The organism is Mesorhizobium sp. B2-7-3 (assembly GCF_006440715.1).
In the GTDB taxonomy this organism is placed as follows: Bacteria; Pseudomonadota; Alphaproteobacteria; order Rhizobiales; family Rhizobiaceae; genus Mesorhizobium; species Mesorhizobium australicum.
On sequence record NZ_VFTY01000001.1, the window covers coordinates 517,428 to 533,980 of the forward strand.

Annotated in this window: 18 protein-coding genes; 7 read left to right on the forward strand and 11 right to left on the reverse strand. The window is 64.6% G+C overall.

Going from position 1 to position 16,553, the window contains the following annotated elements:
• Positions 1–243 precede the first annotated feature (243 nt).
• Positions 244–1,053, forward strand: coding sequence for a thioredoxin family protein (locus FJW04_RS02575; RefSeq protein WP_140712181.1), 810 nt, complete (start codon positions 244–246; stop codon positions 1,051–1,053).
• A gap of 58 nt (positions 1,054–1,111) precedes the next feature.
• On the opposite strand, the gene FJW04_RS02580 is transcribed toward FJW04_RS02575, so the two are convergent.
• The 6 genes from FJW04_RS02580 to FJW04_RS02605 are packed head-to-tail and all read right to left on the reverse strand — an operon-like array spanning position 1,112 to position 7,076.
• Positions 1,112–2,497 (reverse strand): FAD-binding oxidoreductase, encoded by a 1,386-nt coding sequence (locus tag FJW04_RS02580; protein ID WP_140712183.1) that lies wholly within the window; start codon positions 2,495–2,497, stop codon positions 1,112–1,114.
• 20 nt (positions 2,498–2,517) lie between these two features.
• Positions 2,518–3,630, reverse strand: coding sequence for an ABC transporter ATP-binding protein (locus FJW04_RS02585; protein ID WP_015314929.1), 1,113 nt, complete (start codon positions 3,628–3,630; stop codon positions 2,518–2,520).
• Entirely contained in the window at positions 3,627–4,424 is a 798-nt protein-coding gene (locus FJW04_RS02590) for an ABC transporter permease (protein WP_140712185.1), read from the reverse strand. The genes FJW04_RS02585 and FJW04_RS02590 overlap by 4 nt, the downstream gene beginning before the upstream one ends.
• Positions 4,424–5,287, reverse strand: a complete 864-nt coding sequence (locus tag FJW04_RS02595) for an ABC transporter permease (protein ID WP_140712187.1) — start codon at positions 5,285–5,287, stop codon at positions 4,424–4,426. Before FJW04_RS02595 ends, FJW04_RS02590 begins: the two co-directional genes overlap by 1 nt.
• A 23-nt stretch (positions 5,288–5,310) precedes the next feature.
• On the reverse strand, positions 5,311–6,381 hold the full coding sequence (locus FJW04_RS02600) for an extracellular solute-binding protein (RefSeq protein ID WP_181171355.1): 1,071 nt from the start codon (positions 6,379–6,381) through the stop codon (positions 5,311–5,313).
• A gap of 35 nt (positions 6,382–6,416) precedes the next feature.
• On the reverse strand, positions 6,417–7,076 hold the full coding sequence (locus tag FJW04_RS02605) for an XRE family transcriptional regulator (RefSeq protein ID WP_015314933.1): 660 nt from the start codon (positions 7,074–7,076) through the stop codon (positions 6,417–6,419).
• 528 nt (positions 7,077–7,604) lie between these two features.
• Here FJW04_RS02605 and FJW04_RS02610 point away from each other — a divergent pair.
• Positions 7,605–7,985: a DUF2794 domain-containing protein gene (locus FJW04_RS02610; protein ID WP_015314934.1), complete on the forward strand. Its 381-nt coding sequence runs from the start codon at positions 7,605–7,607 to the stop codon at positions 7,983–7,985.
• A gap of 75 nt (positions 7,986–8,060) precedes the next feature.
• Here FJW04_RS02610 and FJW04_RS02615 read toward each other — a convergent pair whose 3' ends face one another.
• From FJW04_RS02615 to FJW04_RS02630, 4 genes are all read right to left on the reverse strand, one after another.
• Positions 8,061–8,639: a GNAT family N-acetyltransferase gene (locus FJW04_RS02615; protein ID WP_140712189.1), complete on the reverse strand. Its 579-nt coding sequence runs from the start codon at positions 8,637–8,639 to the stop codon at positions 8,061–8,063.
• 105 nt (positions 8,640–8,744) lie between these two features.
• Positions 8,745–9,518 carry a Bax inhibitor-1/YccA family protein gene (locus tag FJW04_RS02620; protein ID WP_140703759.1) on the reverse strand — a complete coding sequence of 258 codons (774 nt, stop codon included), beginning with the start codon at positions 9,516–9,518 and terminating at the stop codon, positions 8,745–8,747.
• A 227-nt stretch (positions 9,519–9,745) separates the two neighbouring features.
• Entirely contained in the window at positions 9,746–12,295 is a 2,550-nt protein-coding gene (locus FJW04_RS02625; protein WP_140712191.1) for an ABC transporter permease, read from the reverse strand.
• Positions 12,295–12,990: an ABC transporter ATP-binding protein gene (locus FJW04_RS02630; RefSeq protein ID WP_140712193.1), complete on the reverse strand. Its 696-nt coding sequence runs from the start codon at positions 12,988–12,990 to the stop codon at positions 12,295–12,297. The genes FJW04_RS02625 and FJW04_RS02630 overlap by 1 nt, the downstream gene beginning before the upstream one ends.
• 85 nt (positions 12,991–13,075) lie before the next feature.
• Between FJW04_RS02630 and FJW04_RS02635 the strand changes: the two genes are divergently transcribed.
• Positions 13,076–13,720 carry an arylesterase gene (locus tag FJW04_RS02635; protein ID WP_015314939.1) on the forward strand — a complete coding sequence of 215 codons (645 nt, stop codon included), beginning with the start codon at positions 13,076–13,078 and terminating at the stop codon, positions 13,718–13,720.
• Between the two features lie 139 nt (positions 13,721–13,859).
• Positions 13,860–14,456 (forward strand): RNA 2',3'-cyclic phosphodiesterase, encoded by a 597-nt coding sequence (gene thpR / locus FJW04_RS02640; protein ID WP_140618242.1) that lies wholly within the window; start codon positions 13,860–13,862, stop codon positions 14,454–14,456.
• Here the strand turns inward: thpR and FJW04_RS02645 are convergent.
• Entirely contained in the window at positions 14,360–14,878 is a 519-nt protein-coding gene (locus FJW04_RS02645) for a low molecular weight protein-tyrosine-phosphatase (protein ID WP_015314941.1), read from the reverse strand. The genes thpR and FJW04_RS02645 overlap by 97 nt on opposite strands.
• Before the next feature lie 50 nt (positions 14,879–14,928).
• On the opposite strand from FJW04_RS02645, the gene FJW04_RS02650 reads away from it, so the two are divergent.
• From FJW04_RS02650 to FJW04_RS02660, 3 genes are all read left to right on the forward strand, one after another.
• Entirely contained in the window at positions 14,929–15,225 is a 297-nt protein-coding gene (locus FJW04_RS02650; RefSeq protein WP_015314942.1) for a 4a-hydroxytetrahydrobiopterin dehydratase, read from the forward strand.
• A 138-nt stretch (positions 15,226–15,363) separates the two neighbouring features.
• A complete protein-coding gene (locus FJW04_RS02655; RefSeq protein WP_015314943.1) occupies positions 15,364–15,726 on the forward strand; it encodes a YkvA family protein in 363 nt (120 codons plus the stop codon).
• Between the two features lie 285 nt (positions 15,727–16,011).
• The gene (locus FJW04_RS02660) at positions 16,012–16,515 is read left to right on the forward strand and encodes an invasion associated locus B family protein (RefSeq protein WP_015314944.1); all 504 of its coding nucleotides are present in this window, start codon (positions 16,012–16,014) and stop codon (positions 16,513–16,515) included.
• Positions 16,516–16,553 lie beyond the last annotated feature (38 nt).

A 16,553-nucleotide genomic window follows, 5' to 3' on the forward strand; every position in this document is an offset into this window, starting at 1 on the left:
CCAAAGTCCAGGGCCGGTGCGTTCGCAATAGAGATCGATGGCGGTGAGGAGAACCTGCCGCATGGCGATGATGCCGCCGCTCAATCGAACCACGCCTTGAAATGCAGCGGCTGCTCCTATTGCGGCCTTACCTCACGATTGCAGCGGTAAAATTTCACCGCAACGTGACTTCCCGTTGACTTCCCGTTCTGCCACATATTTCGGCAAAGCAGAACAAAGCCGGCATCACCGGCGGGAATTGGAATGGTCATGGCCTCGCGACGATCATTGTGGCTGGCAGCCTTCGCGCTGGCCTTCTCGGCTTTTGCCGGCGCTGGGCATGCCAGCGAGCCCGAAAGGGCCCAGGCCGAAAAATCCGACAGGCCGCTCGGCGTGGTCGAACTGTTCACCAGCCAGGGCTGCAGTTCCTGCCCGCCGGCGGACGCGTTCTTCGCCGAACTCGCCACAAGGCAAGACCTTGTCGCGCTCGCTTATCACGTCGATTACTGGGACTATCTCGGCTGGAAGGACACGCTGAGCCACAAGGAAAACACCGAGCGGCAATATGACTATATGCGCTATTTCAGCAGCCGTTCGGTCTATACGCCGCAGGCCGTCCTGAACGGCCGCATGCATGTCAACGGCGCCAATCGCGGTGAGGTCGACGGCGCGCTTGCCCGCATGGCCCGTGCCGGCGAAGGCATGCGTGTGCCCATCAAGGTCAGCCGCACCGGCGACCGTGTGATCATCGATGCAGGTGACGCCGGCGCCGGCCCGAACGACGCCCATGTCGTCATCGTCTATTTCGACGCGCCGCAGACGGTCAAGATCGGCCAGGGCGAGAACTCCGGCCGCAAGATGACCTATTGGAACGCCGTCACCGGGATCCAGACCGCCGGCATGTGGCATGGCAAGGCGCAGCGCTACGAATTTCCGCTGAGCGAGATCACCAAGAAAGGCGGCTGCGCCGTGCTTTTGCAGTCGGTCGGCAAGGATGGCCTGCCAGGCCCCATCCTGGGTGCGGCTTTCATCCACAAACCGGGATCCGAGGCCTCCCTCGATCGTAAGCTGTAAGGTCACGGGCTCGGCGCAATTCCAGACGGAAACCGCTACATATCCTGCTCGAATGCTTTCAGTGTCCGGTCAGGCGATCGGCGAAGGCCGCAAGGCGCGAGGTCCGGTCCAGGCCGTTTGCTTCACGCCGGTCGGCGATGCGATAGAGCTGGTACATTGTGTGCACGCCGAGCCAGCGCAGTGGTTCCGGTTCCCATTTCTTGACCGTGCGGTTGACCCAGGGCAGCCGGGTCAACTCGGTGTCGTGGCCGAGCACGAGGTCGCGCAAGGTGCGGCCTGACAGGTTGGAACTGGAAACCCCGAGCCCGACATAGCCGCCGGCCCAGCCGATGCCGCTTTCCCGGTCGAAGCCTGAAGTGGTGCACCAGTCGCGCGGCACCCCAAGCGTCCCGCACCAGGCATGGTCGAGACGCACGCCCTTGGTCTGCGGCAACAGCCTGGTCAGCACCTCGTGCAACTGGTCGATGGTCGCCTGCTGGGTCCGGCCGCGCACATCGGTGCGCGAACCGAAGCGGTAGGGCACGCCACGGCCGCCCATGGCGATGCGGCCCTCGCGCGTGCGCTGCGCGTAGCAATAGGTGTGAGCGGCATCGCCCAGCACCCCGTAACCGTTCCAGCCGATCTGGTCCCACAGTTCTTGCGGCAGCTTCTCGGTCACCACGATGGCGCTGTTCAGCGGCAGCCAGAGACGCTCGTAGCCGGGAATGCCAGCCGTGAAGCCTTCGGTGGCGCGGACGATCTTCCCTGCCCGCACGATGCCTCTGCTGGTGGTGACCTTGCCCTTCTCGATCGCCAGCACCTGCGTCTGCTCGTAGATCGGCACGCCAAGCCGCTCGACAGCCGCCGCCAGGCCTTGCACCAGCTTGGCCGGCTGGACACGCGCGACGTTGCGCACGACGAAGGCGCCCAGCACCTTGTCGATGGCGATGCGCTGGCGCGCCTCCCGCGCGTCGAGGAAGGCGAGCCGCTCCGGCGGCATCTCCCAGCGCAGCAGCTCCTCGTATTCGGCCCTAGCACGCTGCAATTGTGCCGCGTTGGTGGCGACGGTGATGTTGTCGACGCGGCGGATATCGGCGTCGATGCCTTCGGCTTCCGTCACCGCGATGACCTCATCGACCGTGCCGAACATGGCGCGCTGCATATCGATCACCGCGCCGCGCGAGGAGGTCTTTGCGTATTTCTCACGCGACCAGCTGAAGCCGCCCGACAGCCAGCCGCCATTGCGGCCCGACGCGCCGAAGCCCGCGAACTCCTTCTCGACCATGGCGATGCGCAGCGCAGGTTGCGCCTTCTTCAAATAATAGGCGGTCCACAGGCCGGTGTAGCCGGCGCCGACGATGCAGACATCGGCCTCGATGTCGCCGGGCAAGGACGGCCGATAGGCCGGCACGCCGCCGATATCGGCATACCAGAACGACACGTCGCCATTGTGCTTGGCTTGCATTTTTGAAATCCGTTCCGAAATCAGGTGAGCGTCAGGTCAGCCTTGTCGTCGTCGGCGAGCAGCTTCACGTCGGCGCCGGCGAACAGCACCTCGACCTCGTCCCCGATGGCGAAACTGTCTGCTTCCAGCGTCGAGCGCACGATGGCTTTCGAGCCGTCGGCCAGGTCGACCTCGTATTTTGAGCCGGAGCCGAGATAGATGGCTTCGCCAATACGGCCCGTGAGCCGGTTGCGGCCGTCGCCGCCCACACCAGGGCGGGCGAGCGCCAGCTTTTCGGGGCGCAGCAGCATGACCGGCGTGCCGCCATTGGCGAGACGCTTGGCCGTCGTCACCATCTGGCCTGATATCTCGATCGCCGTCTCCTGGCCAGAGGTGGCGGCGGCCCCGCGCAGCACGGTGGAATCGCCGATGAACTTGCCGACGAACAGCGTCGCCGGCTCGTCATACAGCTCGCGCCCGGTACCGATCTGTTCGATCCGGCCCCGGTTGAACACGGCGATGCGATCCGACAGCACCAGCGCCTCTTCCTGGTCGTGCGTCACATAGACGAAGGTGGTGCCGAGTTCGCGGTGGATGCGCTTGATCTCGAGCTGCAGCCATTCGCGCAGTTTCTTGTCGAGCGCGCCGAGCGGCTCGTCCATCAACAGCAGCGGCGGATCGAAGACGATGGCGCGGGCCAGCGCCACGCGTTGCTGCTGGCCGCCCGAAAGCTCGCTGGGGAAGCGATGGCCGAAATCCGCCATCTTGACCATGTCGAGCGCCTGGCGCACCCGGCGTTCGCGCTCGGCTCCCGCCACGCCGCGCAAGGCGAGCGGATAGGCGACGTTGCGGCTCACCGTCATATGGGGAAACAGCGCGTAATGCTGGAAGACGACGCCGATGTTGCGCTTGTGCGCCGGCACGCCGACGACGCTCTTGCCGCCCACTTCCAGCGCGCCGGAACTGGCCTCGGTGAAGCCGGCGACGACGTTGAGCGTCGTCGTCTTGCCGGAGCCGCTTGGTCCGAGCAGCGTCATGAACTCGCCGGCCTCGATGTGCAGCGACACGCCGTCCAGCGCCTTGAAGCTGCCATAGGCCTTGCTGATCGACCTGAGATCGATCGCCGCGCCCCTGCTCTCTTGCCCCGAGGTCATTGGCGTCCTTTCCGCTCGCGGCCAAGAAGAAGCATGCCGCCGCCGATCAGGATCGTGGTGGCAAACAACAGGATCGTGCCGACGGCCGCGACCGTCGGGTCGGCGTCGCGCGTGATGGAAGCGAAGATCTGCACCGGCAATGTCTTGAGGTAGGGATTGGTGATGAACAGCGACACGACGATCTCATCGAAGGAGGTGGCGAAGGCGAACAGCAGGCCCGACAGCACGCCGGGTGCAATCAGCGGCAGCGTCACCGTGCGGAAGGTAGTGAGCGCGTTGGCGCCGAGGCTCGCCGCGGCTGTCTCGAGCCGCCTGTCGAACACTTCGAGATTGGCCGAGACGGCAATCAGCACGAAAGGCAGCGCAAGGATGGTGTGGGCGAGCACGAAGCCGAGCAGCGTGCCGACAAGCCGCGTATCGAGATAGACCGCGTAGATGCCGATGGCCAGCACCACGCCCGGCACCACCATCGGCGTCAACATCAGCATGCGCAGCAGGTTTGCCGGCCGCGCCTTCATGCGGTCGAGGCCGAAGGCGGCAAGCGTGCCGAGCACGGTTGCCAGCACGGCAACGATCGAGGCGACCTTCAGCGAATTGAGGAAGCTGCTCGACCAGTCCGGGCTGGTGGCGAAATTCTGGTACCATTGCCAGGAAAAGCCCTGCGGCGGAAACGCCAGCGACTTGTTCTCGTTGAACGACATCGGCACCACGACCAGCGTCGGGGCCACCAGCCATATGGCCACCAGCAGGCAGACAAGGCCGAGGATGACGCGGGTGAGCGGCTTCATCTCCATCAGCGCCGCTCCGCTTCCCGGTACCGGGACCGCATGACGGGCGCGGCGAGCGCCAGCAGCACGAAGGTCGTGACCAGCAGCACCACGCCCATGGCGCCGCCACGGCCCCATTGCAGCAGGCTGAGCACCTGTGTCTGCACCAGGGTGGACAGCATGGTCGAACGCGGACCGCCGAGCAAAGCCGGCGTGATGTAGAAGCCGAGCGCCAGGATGAAGACGATGATCGCCCCGGCATAGACGCCCGGCAGCGACAGCGGCAGGTAGATGGTGAAGAAGGCGCGGGACGGCCGCGCGCCAAGGCTTTGCGCCGCGCGCATCAGCCTGAGATCGATGCCTTTCATGACCGAATAGAGCGGCAGGATCATGAACGGCAAAAGCACCTGCGCCATGCCGATGACCACGCCCGTCTGGGTGCGGATCAGCCTGACGCCACCAAGCCCGAGCGACCGCAGGACCGAGTTGATGACGCCTGAATCCTGGAGCAGGATCACCCAGGACAAGGTGCGCACCACGCCGCTCACCCAAAACGGGATCAGCACACACAAGAGCAGCACCAGCCGAACGCGCGGCCCGACCGCGGTCATCAGATAGGCGTAGGGATAAGCGCAAACCACGCACACCAGCGTGACCCACGCCGAAATGACGAAGGTCCGCTGGAGCACGACAAGGTTGATCGGCGCACTGAAGAACCAGACATAGTTCTGCGCTCCCCACTCCGGTTCCGACAGGCTGCGCAGCACGATGGTCAGCAGCGGATAGCCGATCACCGCGAAAAGCAGGACCAGGGCCGGCAACGCGAGCGCGAACGGCCGCCATGCCCTGCGCCTTTCGGCGGCCGGAATGGTTGGCTCGGACGCGCTCACGGCCCTTGCTTCCCGTCAGCCGGTCAGTTGCCGGCCATCAGCGCCGACCACTTCTCCTGCGCCACCGCAAAGTTCGGGACCCAGAACTTGAAGTTCTGCTTGTAGCCCTGCTTCTGGCGTTCAGGCGTATTGGTCAGGTAGGCGGCAACAGAAGCGTCGACCTTGGGCTGCGCGTCGTTGTTGATCGGCGTGTAGGAGGTCTTCTCCGCCAATATCTCCTGGGCATGCTTGCCGAGATAGGCATTGAGCAGCGCGTAGGACGCATCCGTATCCTTGACGCCGACCGGAATCGTCATCTGGTCCATCACCACCAGCCAATCCTGCCAGGCGGGCGCGTACTTGGCACCGTTCTTGACCGCCGTCATGGCGCGGCCCGTCCACATCATCAGCATGTCGGCCTCGCCGGATTCGGCGAGCTGCTGCGATTCGGCACCCGTCTTCCAGAAGATCGTGTCGGGGCCGAGCTTGCGGACCACATCGATGGCCTTGTCGATATCGGCCACCGTCATCGCCTTCGGATCGCCGCCGGCAACCTTGAAAGCCTGTTCCAGCAGGCCGCCGGTCGGGCTGCCGGAGCCGTCGATGCCACGCACGCCGGGGAATTTTTGGGTATCGAAGAAGTCGGCCCAGCTCTTGGGCGGATTATCCCCGTACTTTTCCTTGTTGTACATCAGCACGACACCGTAGTTCATCGCCGGCACCGAGCATTCGCCGACCTGGCCTTCCGGGATTTTCGAGACGTCGAGCTTCGTCAGATCGAGCTTCTGGAACAGCTTGCCGCAATAGACATAGGGCGGCAGGTCGTCGGTATCGACGACGTCCCAGGTCACATTGCCGGACTCGACCTGCGCCTGCAGTTTGGCGATCTCCGTCGGGCCGTCATTGAGCAGCTTGACGCCGGACTTGTCGACGAACTCCTTGAGTGCCGCCGCCTGGCCGTCCTGGTAGATGCCGCCATAGGAAACGAGGGTCAGCGTCTTGCCCTTCAGCGAGCCTTCGGCGACCTCTCCCGCCACCGGCTTGGATTGCGCGAGCGCGGCGGTGGCCGCCATAAGCACGGCGACGGCAGCCGCATGTCCAAATCTCAGTTTCATGATCATCTCTCCCATTTGCAGAACTCGCATTGTTTTCATTCACCCGGATGCGAGCGGTTTCCGGGCCTGTATCGATCGAGTTCGAGCGCGCCGGCCGTCGGCGGCGCGATGATCCAGAGCACCTCGGCCGGCGTGTCGCCGACATTGACGGTCCGGTGCGGCACCGAGGTTGCGTATTCGACGCTGTCGCCCTCGCGCATCAGATGGCGCTCGTCGGCAAGCGTCAGTTCGACGGTGCCCTTGAGCACCATGAACATTTCGTGCTCGCCGCCATGCACATAGGTCTCGTCGCCGGTCGAGCCGCCAACCTCGAAATGGCCGGCATAGACTTCGAATTGATGGATCGGCCGCCGCGACAGGAGCATCTTGCGGCCTTGGAGGCCGACCGGAACGACCGGCCGCTCCTCGCGCCTCAGCACCTTGTGCAGGGGACGCGCATTGTCCTCGAACAGATCGTTGATGCCGAGATCGAGAGCGGCGGCGATCTTGAGCAGCGTGCCGGTGTTGGCGCCGCACAGATTGCGCTCGAGCTGGCTGATGAAGCTCGCCGTGGTGCCCGTCATGTCGGCAAGCTGGCGCAGCGAGACGCGCCGCGCCATGCGCAATGCCTTGATACGAGGGCCGACGCCGCCGGCCTCCGGCACGGCCGCCCCGCCATTCAACTGTTTTACTGGGGAGCCCGATGCGTGTGGCATTGTCGTCTCCGTTTCCACTTAACACCCTATTAAGTGAAACGGAAAATGGCAAGCACGGTCGGCAGAATTGAATGGCGACGCGGGGTTGGCCGCTTTCGGCCCTACGCCGATGCCGTCGGCGCGCAGTCCCGGGTGCAAGGCCCAAAAACGAAAAAACCGACGTCAGCTTGCTTCTGACGTCGGTCATTTAGGTTTTGGGATCGTCGCACCTGGCTTTTCCGAGGAAAGGCCGAGGTTGGTTCGATCCGACGCAGACCCGTGGGCGGGGGGCTTGGGGTTTACGAGCCGGTGCCGGACCGAACCGTCTCAGGCAACGCCGGTAAATTCGTCGGACATTGGGGCAGGAGCGCGGATAAAAAAAGGCGGAAATGTGGCGAAGCATCACCAATTCCAACACGCGTTTCACAAACGTGACTGGACGCAACGGAAACGGCGCGCCGCTGCCTTCGCTTCTCCGGCTCTTGCAATTGCGATGCGAAGGGGCCAACTTTGGTTGGCAAAGATTCATTTTGAAGGATCGAGGCAGGCATGATCGATGACGGCGGCGGGATGGGGGATGGAGACGCATCCGCAATATTGATCCCGCTGCACGAGGCGCGCAGCGCACGCCTCGACCAGCCGGTCCGCTTCGACCGGCGCGAACTGGACCAGATCCTCAGGCTTTACGGACGCATGGTCGCGGCCAATGAATGGCGCGACTACGCCATCGATCACCTCACCGACCGCGCTGTCTTTTCCGTCTTCCGCCGTGCCAGCGAAGTGCCGCTGTTCCAGATCGTCAAGGATCCGAAACTGGCGCGCAAGCAAGGCGCCTTCGCCGTCATCGCGGCGGGCGGGCGCATCCTCAAACGCGGCCAGGAGCTTGGCCGCGTGCTCGGCGTCTTCGACAGCAAGCTGAAGCTGGTATAGGGGTGAATTGCGAACTGAAGAATTGAGGAACGAAGGAAAAGGGGCGCTTACGTCAGGCGCCGCGTGTCCTGTTCCTCAATTCTTCAGTTCCCCCTTCCGGAACTTCCGCTCCGGCAGCGAATCCGGATCAGGTGGCAGCGATGCCCCGCCGTTGAGCGACAGCTGCATGAATACCGTGTCCAACCAGCGCCCGTGCTTGTAGCCGGAGCCTTCGAGGCGGCCGGAATGACGGAAGCCGAGCTTCTCGTGCAACCTGACCGAGGCGCTGTCGGCGCGGCCATCGCCGATCACCGCGACGATCTGGCGAAAGCCCGCCGCCTCGACCGCCGCGACCAGGCTTTGCATCAGCTTCAGGCCGACACCCTGGCCCTTGGCGTCAGGCGCGACATAGACCGAATCCTCGACGATGAAGCGATAGGCCGGGCGCGGCCGGAAGGCGCCGGCATAGGCATAGCCAAGCACGGCGCCTGCCTTTTCCGCCACCAGATAGGGAAAGCCGCCGGCCGCGAGTGCGGCGAATCGCGTCCCCATCTCGGTGCGGCTGGGCGGTTCCAGTTCATAGCTCGCCGTGCCGTTGGCGACCGCGTCGGCGTAGATTTCGGTTATGGCGTCGAGGTCGGCCGGGGTCGCCAGCCTGATCGCGATGTTGCTCATTCTTTATGCAAGCCTCTTTTGTGCTTTCGATAACAGCAGAGGCCTGCTTAAAAGAAAAGGGCGGCCGTTGGGCCGCCCTTCCAGGAGTCGATGGTCCAATACCGCTTAGCGGCGGTCGCCCATGAACTGGAGCAGGAACATGAAGAGGTTGATGAAATCGAGGTAGAGCGACAGCGCGCCCATAATGGCCTTGCGGCCCGCGACATCGGAAGCGTCGCCCTCGAAATACATCTCCTTGATCTTCTGCGTGTCGTAGGCGGTGAGGCCGGCGAAGACCAGTACGCCGATCGCCGAGACGGCGAAGGTCAGTGCCGACGACTGCAGGAAGATGTTGATCACCGAGGCGATGATGATGCCGAACACGCCCATGATTAGGAACGAGCCCATCGCCGACAGGTCGCGCTTGGTGGTGTAGCCGAACAGCGACAGCGCGCCGAAGGCCGCGGCGGTGGCGAAGAAGGTCTGCGAGATGCTGGCCGTGGTGTAGACCAGGAAGATCGACGACAGCGACAGGCCGACCAGACCAGCATAGACCCAGAAGGTGGTCTGCGCGGCGGCGACGCTCATCGACTGGATCCTGAACGACAGGAAGAACACGGCGGCCAGCGGCGCCAGCATTACAACCCAGCGCAGCGGCGAACCGAAGATCGCGTAGCCGAAGGAGGTCAGCATCTCGCCGCTCGGCAGCGTCGCGACGGCCGAAGCCGGATCGGTGGTGGTGGCCAGCATGATCGTGCCGATGGCGGCAAGGCCGGTGATGAGCAGGCCAAGCCCCATCAGATTGTAGACCTTGATCATGTAGGCGCGCAGACCCTGGTCGATGTCGGCGCGGACGCCGGGCACCGCCGACGTCTGATAGTTGCGAATGGGATCAGCCATTGGAAATCCTCGTTGCTTCTGCCCCGTCCGGTGTCGGGCCTCTTGCGGGCCCAGGCGCCGCTGGGGGGCTCCAGCATGCCTGCGCGGAATATGATGGTTATTCGCGTCAAGAACAAGACCGTAACCGGGTGTAACGGTTCGTGACAGGCCAAAATGCCGCTTCGCCGGCCGTTTCGGACGGCATCCTTACCAAGATTTAACCCGGGCAGGCGGCGCCCGCAGGCGAATCAGAGGTTTCGCAGCACGGGTGCCGCCTTGTGGCCGAGCACCCGCCAGGTGCCGGCAAGGCCGATGCCGACCGTGATCACCAGCGAAAAGGCAATCGTCGCCACCGCCACCTCGGGCATGAAATGCGATGGCAGCGTCATGATGCGTGCGACCACGAACCAGGCGGCGGCGCTGCCGGCGGCGAGCGCGAAGATCGCGGTGGCCAGTCCGATCAGCATGTATTCCAGAGAGAATGCCGTGATCAGCGTTCGCCTGGTGGCGCCCAGCGTCTTCAGCACCACCGCGTCGTGGATGCGCGCCCGGTTGCCGGCGGCAAGCGCGCCGGCAAGCACCAGAACCGAGGCGATCAGCGCCACGCCGGCCGCGGCCCGGATCGCCGTGCCGAGCTGGCCGACCAGCCGGTTGACGATGTCGAGTGCATCCTTGACCCGCACCGTCGTCACGGCGGGGAAGGCGCGGGTGACGGCGTTGAGGACGCGCGCGTCGTCGGCCGCCGAGGCGTTCTTTTCGGTGAGCGTGGCTATCCAGCCATGCGGGGCGCCGGCGAATGTGTTGGGCGAGAACACCATGACGAAATTGATGCCCATCGTCTCCCACTCGACCTGGCGGAAATTAGCGATGCGGGCGGTGACATTGCGGCCGAGCACATTGACGGTGATGGTGTCGCCGAGCTTCAGCCCGATTTCCTTGCCTTCGTTGTCGGAAAACGAAACCAGCGGCTCGCCGGCATAGTTGTCGGGCCACCATTTGCCCTCTGTCAGCGTCGCGTTTTCCGGTTGCCTGGTGTCATAGGTCAGGCCGCGATCTCCCTTCAGCACCCAGGCGCCCTCGGCCGGCACCTTGACCTTGTCGACATCGACGCCGTTGAGAGCCATGACCCGGCCGCGCAGCATCGGCACCTTGGCCAGCGTTCCCCGCGGCACCTCCTTCGCGATCAGCGAGGAGAACGCATCGACTTCGCTGCCCTGGATGTCGACGAAGAAGAAGTTCGGCGCCCGCTCCGGCAGGCTGCCGGAGATCTGGCGCCTGAGATTCCCGTCGATCAGCGCCAGTGTCACCAAGAGCGTCAGCCCAAGCCCCAGCGACAGCACCACGGACGGCGTCAGCGCCCCGGGCCGGTGGATGTTGCCGATGGCGAGCCTGAGCGCGACAAAGCGCACGCGCGGGCTTTTCCTGGCTGCCCATTGCACCAGTCCGCCGACGAGACGCAGCACCAGGAAAGCAAAAACGGTGGCGCCGACGAAGATCGAGGCGATGCGCTGGTCGCCCGAAAACAGGATCGCCAGCGCTGCCAGGAAAAGCGCGATGCCGAGCGCGCAAACGACATAGACGGGGCGCGGCAGGCCCCGGCCTTCCAGTCCCATCTCCCGGAACAGCGCGGTTGCCGGCACGTCACGGGCGCGACCGAGCGGCAGCAGCGCGAAGGCCAGCGTCACCAGCAGGCCGAACAGGGCCGCCATGGCGAGCGCGCCGGGATAGAAGCCGCCCTGCGCCGGCACCGGAATGACCGACTGAAGCGCGGCACTCGCCGCGAACGGCATCAGCGCCCCGAGCACCAGGCCGAGCACGATGCCAAGTGCCGCGATGATCAGGATCTGCACGAGGTAGACGGCAAAGACGAAGCCGCCGGACGCCCCCAGGCTCTTGAAGGTGGCGATGACGCCGCGCTTGCCGTCGAGATAGGCGCGCACCGCATTGGCGACGCCGACGCCGCCGACCACCAGCGCGGTGAGCCCGACCAGCGTCAGGAACTGCGAGAAGCGTTCGATATTGGAGGATAACGCCGGTGCGGCGTTGCTGCGCGTGCGGATCGACCAGCCGGCCTGCGGAAAATCCTTGGCCGCCTGGTCCTGGATGGCCTTGAGCCGCGCCTCGTCGGCACCGGCGGGCAGCCGGACCTTGTAGGCGTTCTCGACCAGGCTGCCAGGCTGGATCAGCCCAGTGGCGGCCAGGCCCTCGGTCGAGATCATCAGCCTTGGCGCGAAGCCGAACCCATCGGAGACCGCGTCGGGCTCGGCCACCAGCCTGGCGCGCAGTTCGAACGTGGCGGTGCCGAGCTTCAGCCGGTCGCCGATCTTGAGATGCAGCCGTTCGAACAAGAGATCGGGTGCCGCGGCGCCGAAAACGCCGAACTGCCTGCCGAACAGTTCCTGCTTCGTCAGCACCGGTTCGGTTTCCAGCGCGCCATAGAGCGGATAGGCCTCGTCGACAGCCTTGGCCTCGACCAGCGCCTGGTCGGATCCGTCAGCCAGGCGCGCCATCGAGCGCATGCCGGCGGTATGCGAAACCACGCCCAGCCCGTCGAGAAAGCCAAGTTCTGCCTGGCTGGCGTCGCGCTGGTTGATCTGGAAGCGAAGATCGCCGCCGAGCAGCGTCTGGCCCTGATCGGCGACACCGGCGGTGATGGAGCGGGCCACCGAATTGACGCCGCCGATAGCCGCCACGCCGAGCGCGATGCAGGCGAGGAAGATGAGGAAGCCGGACAGGCCGCCGCGCATCTCGCGCAGCGAGAAGCGGATGGCAAGCTTCAAGGTCCGCGCCAGCGGCATCAGGCGGTGATCCTGACCGGCGGCGGCGCCTCGATCCGGCCGGAGCGCATCGAAACCTGGCGCGAGCAGCGCGCCGCGAGCGCCGGATCGTGGGTGACCAGCACCAGCGTCATGCCGCGTTCGGCGGCCTTGGCGAACAGCAGATCGGCGACCTGCCGCCCCGTCGCCTGATCGAGATTGCCGGTCGGCTCGTCGGCGATCAGGATGCGCGGCGATGGTGCCAGCGCCCGGGCGATCGCCACGCGCTGCTGCTCGCCGCCGGAGAGTTCGCCAGGATAATGGGTGACGCGGTCGCTGAGGCCGACGGCCGCCAGTTCCCGCTCCGCCACCGAGAAGGGATCGGCGTGGCCGGCCAGTTCCAGCGGCACGGCGACATTTTCGAGCGCCGTCATATTGGGGATGAGGTGGAAGGACTGGAACACGATGCCAATGTTTCGGCCGCGAAACGAAGCGACCTGGTCCTCGCTTTTACCGTTGAGCAGTTCGCCGGCAAGGCGCACCGTACCGGAATCGACCCGCTCCAGCCCGGCCAGCACCATCAGCAATGTCGACTTGCCGGACCCCGACGGACCGACGATACCCGTCGCCTCGCCGCGCGCGACGTCGAGGCTGACGCCCTTCAATACATGAACCGACGAAGCGCCTTCGCCGAGTGTCAGGGATACGTCTTTCAGCGCGATGACGGCTTCTGTCAAAATGAAAGCGTCCTATATGGAAAGGGAGGCTCTGCCTGTCGGAAGCCATCGCCGGAAGAATTCTCTGTCATATGGGGCCTGCCGCATGTCTTTCAAACGCCGCTTTGCCGCAGGTCTGGTCGTTTTCCTCGCCATCTGCGGCGGCATTTCGTCGGCGCGCGCCGCGCCTTTCAAGATCGTCGGCTTCGGTGACAGCCTGATGGCGGGGTACGGCCTTGGCCCGGGCGAGGGCTTTACCGACAAATTGCAGGCAGCACTTCGCGCCAAGGGCCATGACGTCATCGTCGCCAATGCCGGCGTCTCCGGCGACACCTCCAGCGGCGGCCTGGCGCGGCTCGACTGGTCGGTGCCTGAGGGCACGCAGCTGGTGATCCTCGAACTCGGCGCCAACGACATGCTGCGCGGCGTCGCGCCCGACATTACGAAACGGAACCTGGACGAGATGCTAGGCAGGCTCAAAGAGCGCAAGATTGCCGTGCTGCTGGCCGGCATGCGGGCGGCGCCCAATCTCGGGGCCGACTACCAGAGCGCCTTCGACGCCATCTTTGCCGACCTGGCCGGCAAATACGATGTTCCGCTCTACCCGTTCTTCCTCGACGGCGTCGCCGGCCAGCCCGGCCTGCAGCTCGAGGACGGCCTGCATCCGAGTGCTCGCGGCGTCGACCTGATGGTCGAACGCATCCTGCCTACCGTCGAGAAGGCCATGGCGGCGGCGCCAGGCGGATCGTGACGTCGGATGGAACCGGTTCCGCCGCGGAAGCTTTAGATTGCATGTAGATTGCATCCGCGACCAACAAACCACTTGCTCCATTTGATTATCGATGATTCGCTAGGGATGACAGTTTCGATTCGAGGAAGGGAGGCTCTTCATGCCGCGTCTTTTCACCGCCCTCGAAATTCCGCGTGATGCCGCCCTTTCGCTGTCCCTGCTCCGGGGCGGCCTGCCCGGGGCCCGCTGGATCGACGTCGAAAACTACCATCTGACGCTACGCTTCATCGGCGACGTCCAGGGCCATGTCGCCGACGAGATCGCCAACGCGCTCGACCGGGTGCATCGCCCTTCCTTCTCGCTGACCTTGTCCGGTGTCGGCGCTTTCGGCCAGAAGAAGCCGCATGCGGTGTGGGCCGGCGCTTCGCCCTCGCCCGATATGGCGGCTCTTCAGGCCGAAATCGAGCGCATCTGCCAGCGGCTCGGCATTCCCGCCGATCCGCGCAGGTTCATGCCGCATGTGACGCTGGCGCGGCTGCGCAATTCGAGCCCGCTCGACGTCGCCCAATATCTGTCGGCGCGCGGCAATTTCTCGACGCTGCCGTTCCGCATCGGCCGTTTCGTGCTGATGTCGTCGCGCGATTCGGTGGGTGGCGGCCCCTATATTGTCGAGGAGGCATGGCCGCTGTCCGGCGTCGATACGCGTGCCGCCAGCCGTGTCGCCAGCACCTCCGACGCCTCGCGGATCATGCGATAGACCTCGGCAAACGCTTGCTGGTCCTCATAGTAGGGGTCCGGTACATCGCGCGGCCTTCCCTCGGCGAATTCCAGGAACAGGTGGATACGGTCGCGCACCGCCGCCGGCGCCAGCGCCTTCAGGTCGGCGACGTTGGACCGGTCCATGCCGAAGATCAGGTCGAAGCGGTGAAAATCCTCCGGCATGATCTTGCGCGCCCGCTGCCGCGAGATGTCGATGCCATGGTGAGACGCGATGGCGATCGAGCGCGGGTCGGGAGCGGAGCCGACCTCCCAGCCGCTGGTCGCGGCCGAATCGAGCACGATATCGCCGCCATATCCGCGCTCAGCCAGCACGGCGCCAAGGATGCCTTCGGCCAGCGGCGACCGGCAGATGTTGCCGAGGCAGACGAAAAGAATGGAATTTATGGGCTTCGCGATCATGGATCCGGCGCTATGGTGACGACTTCAGCCCAATAGCACGGGAAGCGGACATGACGAGAGAGAAACTGGGCAGGGAGGCCGCCGAAGCAGCGCTCACAGGGCTTGATGGCTGGGCACTGGCGGACGACGGCGCCTCGATCGGCCGCACCTTCACCTTCGCCAATTTCTCCGAAGCCTTCGCCTTCATGACCAGGGTGGCGCTGACCGCCGAGAAGATGGACCACCATCCCGATTGGTCGAATGTCTACAAGACCGTCAGCGTTACCCTGAACACGCATGACGCCGGCGGCGTGACGGCGCTCGACATCGAATTGGCGAAGAAGATGAACCGCTATTTCGGCGGCTGAACACGGGCTGTCCAACGTCCAGGCCCGGCGCGGACCCGGCAAATCGGCGCCCGCATCTTGCAGCCGGGTTAAGCTTTCACCACATTTTGATCGGCGGACGTGCGCTGAGACGCGCATGAGGCCCGCAAGGAGAGATTGATGGCGCAAGAATCCGGTTTTGATTTCTTCGGCTTTGGCGACAAGCTGGCCGGCGAAGGCGAAGTGCGCGAAAAGTTCTGGCGCACGGCCAGGAAGGCCGCTCGGCAGATTCCGTTCATGGAAGATGTCGTCGCCGCCTATTACTGCGCCATGGACAAGAAGACGCCGCTGCGCGCCAAGGGCATATTGGTGGCCGCGCTCGGCTATTTCGTCCTGCCGGTCGATCTCATCCCCGACTTCATCTTCGGTCTCGGCTTCACCGACGACATCGCCGTGCTGACCGCCGCAATCACCGCCGTCAGCGCCCATATCACGCCCGCGCACCGGCAAGCCGCCAAGGACGCCATCGCCGATAAGAGCTGAAGTCCCGCCGGCCGATCCCGCCGCGACGGCTCGACCGCTGGACAGGGGCGTTCAGCGGCGGGTTAGAAGTCAAACTCTTGCCGTTTTCGTGGCCTCCAAGTCGCCAAAGGGACACCGAGCCGGCCGCTGACAAGGCGGCGGCGCGGAAATGGCGGCGGTTTCCTGGGGTGAAGGTCCTTTTCTCTTGGGAAATTCACCGTTTGGTAACCCAGATTAAATCAAAATGAAGCGACGGCAGGACGCCACGCGGCCCGCCTCCGCACCATTTGGAATACGGGAAAAACGATGCGCGGATTGATTGCACTAGTTTCTAGCCTGGTCCTGGCGGCCTCGGCGGCGCCGGCGCTGGCGCAGCAGGCGACCAAGATCGGCCAGCACAATGCCTGGGGCACCTACAGCTACCAGGCTTCGGGCGGCAAGGTCTGCTACGTGCTGACCGTGCCGACCGACAAGCAGCCGCCGACGCTCGACCACGGCGACATGTTCTTCTTCGTCAGCCAGCGGCCCGGCCAGCAAGTGTCCTATGAGCCTCAGTTCATCGCCGGCTACAATTTCCAGGAAGGTTCCAAGGCCACCGTCACCATCGACAAGAAGAGCTTCTCGATGTTCACGCGCGGGAAATCGGCCTGGGTCGAGAACGCGGCGGAAGAGCCAGTGCTGATCGCCGCGATGAAGACCGGAACCGACATGAAGGTGTCGGCGAAGTCGGGCCGCGGCAATCCCACGAACTATGTCTTCTCGCTTAAGGGCATTTCGGCGGCGCTGTCCTCGATCGCCAAGTGCAAATAGGCCATCTTCGTTTTTGAACCGAAGGCCGGGCCGTAACG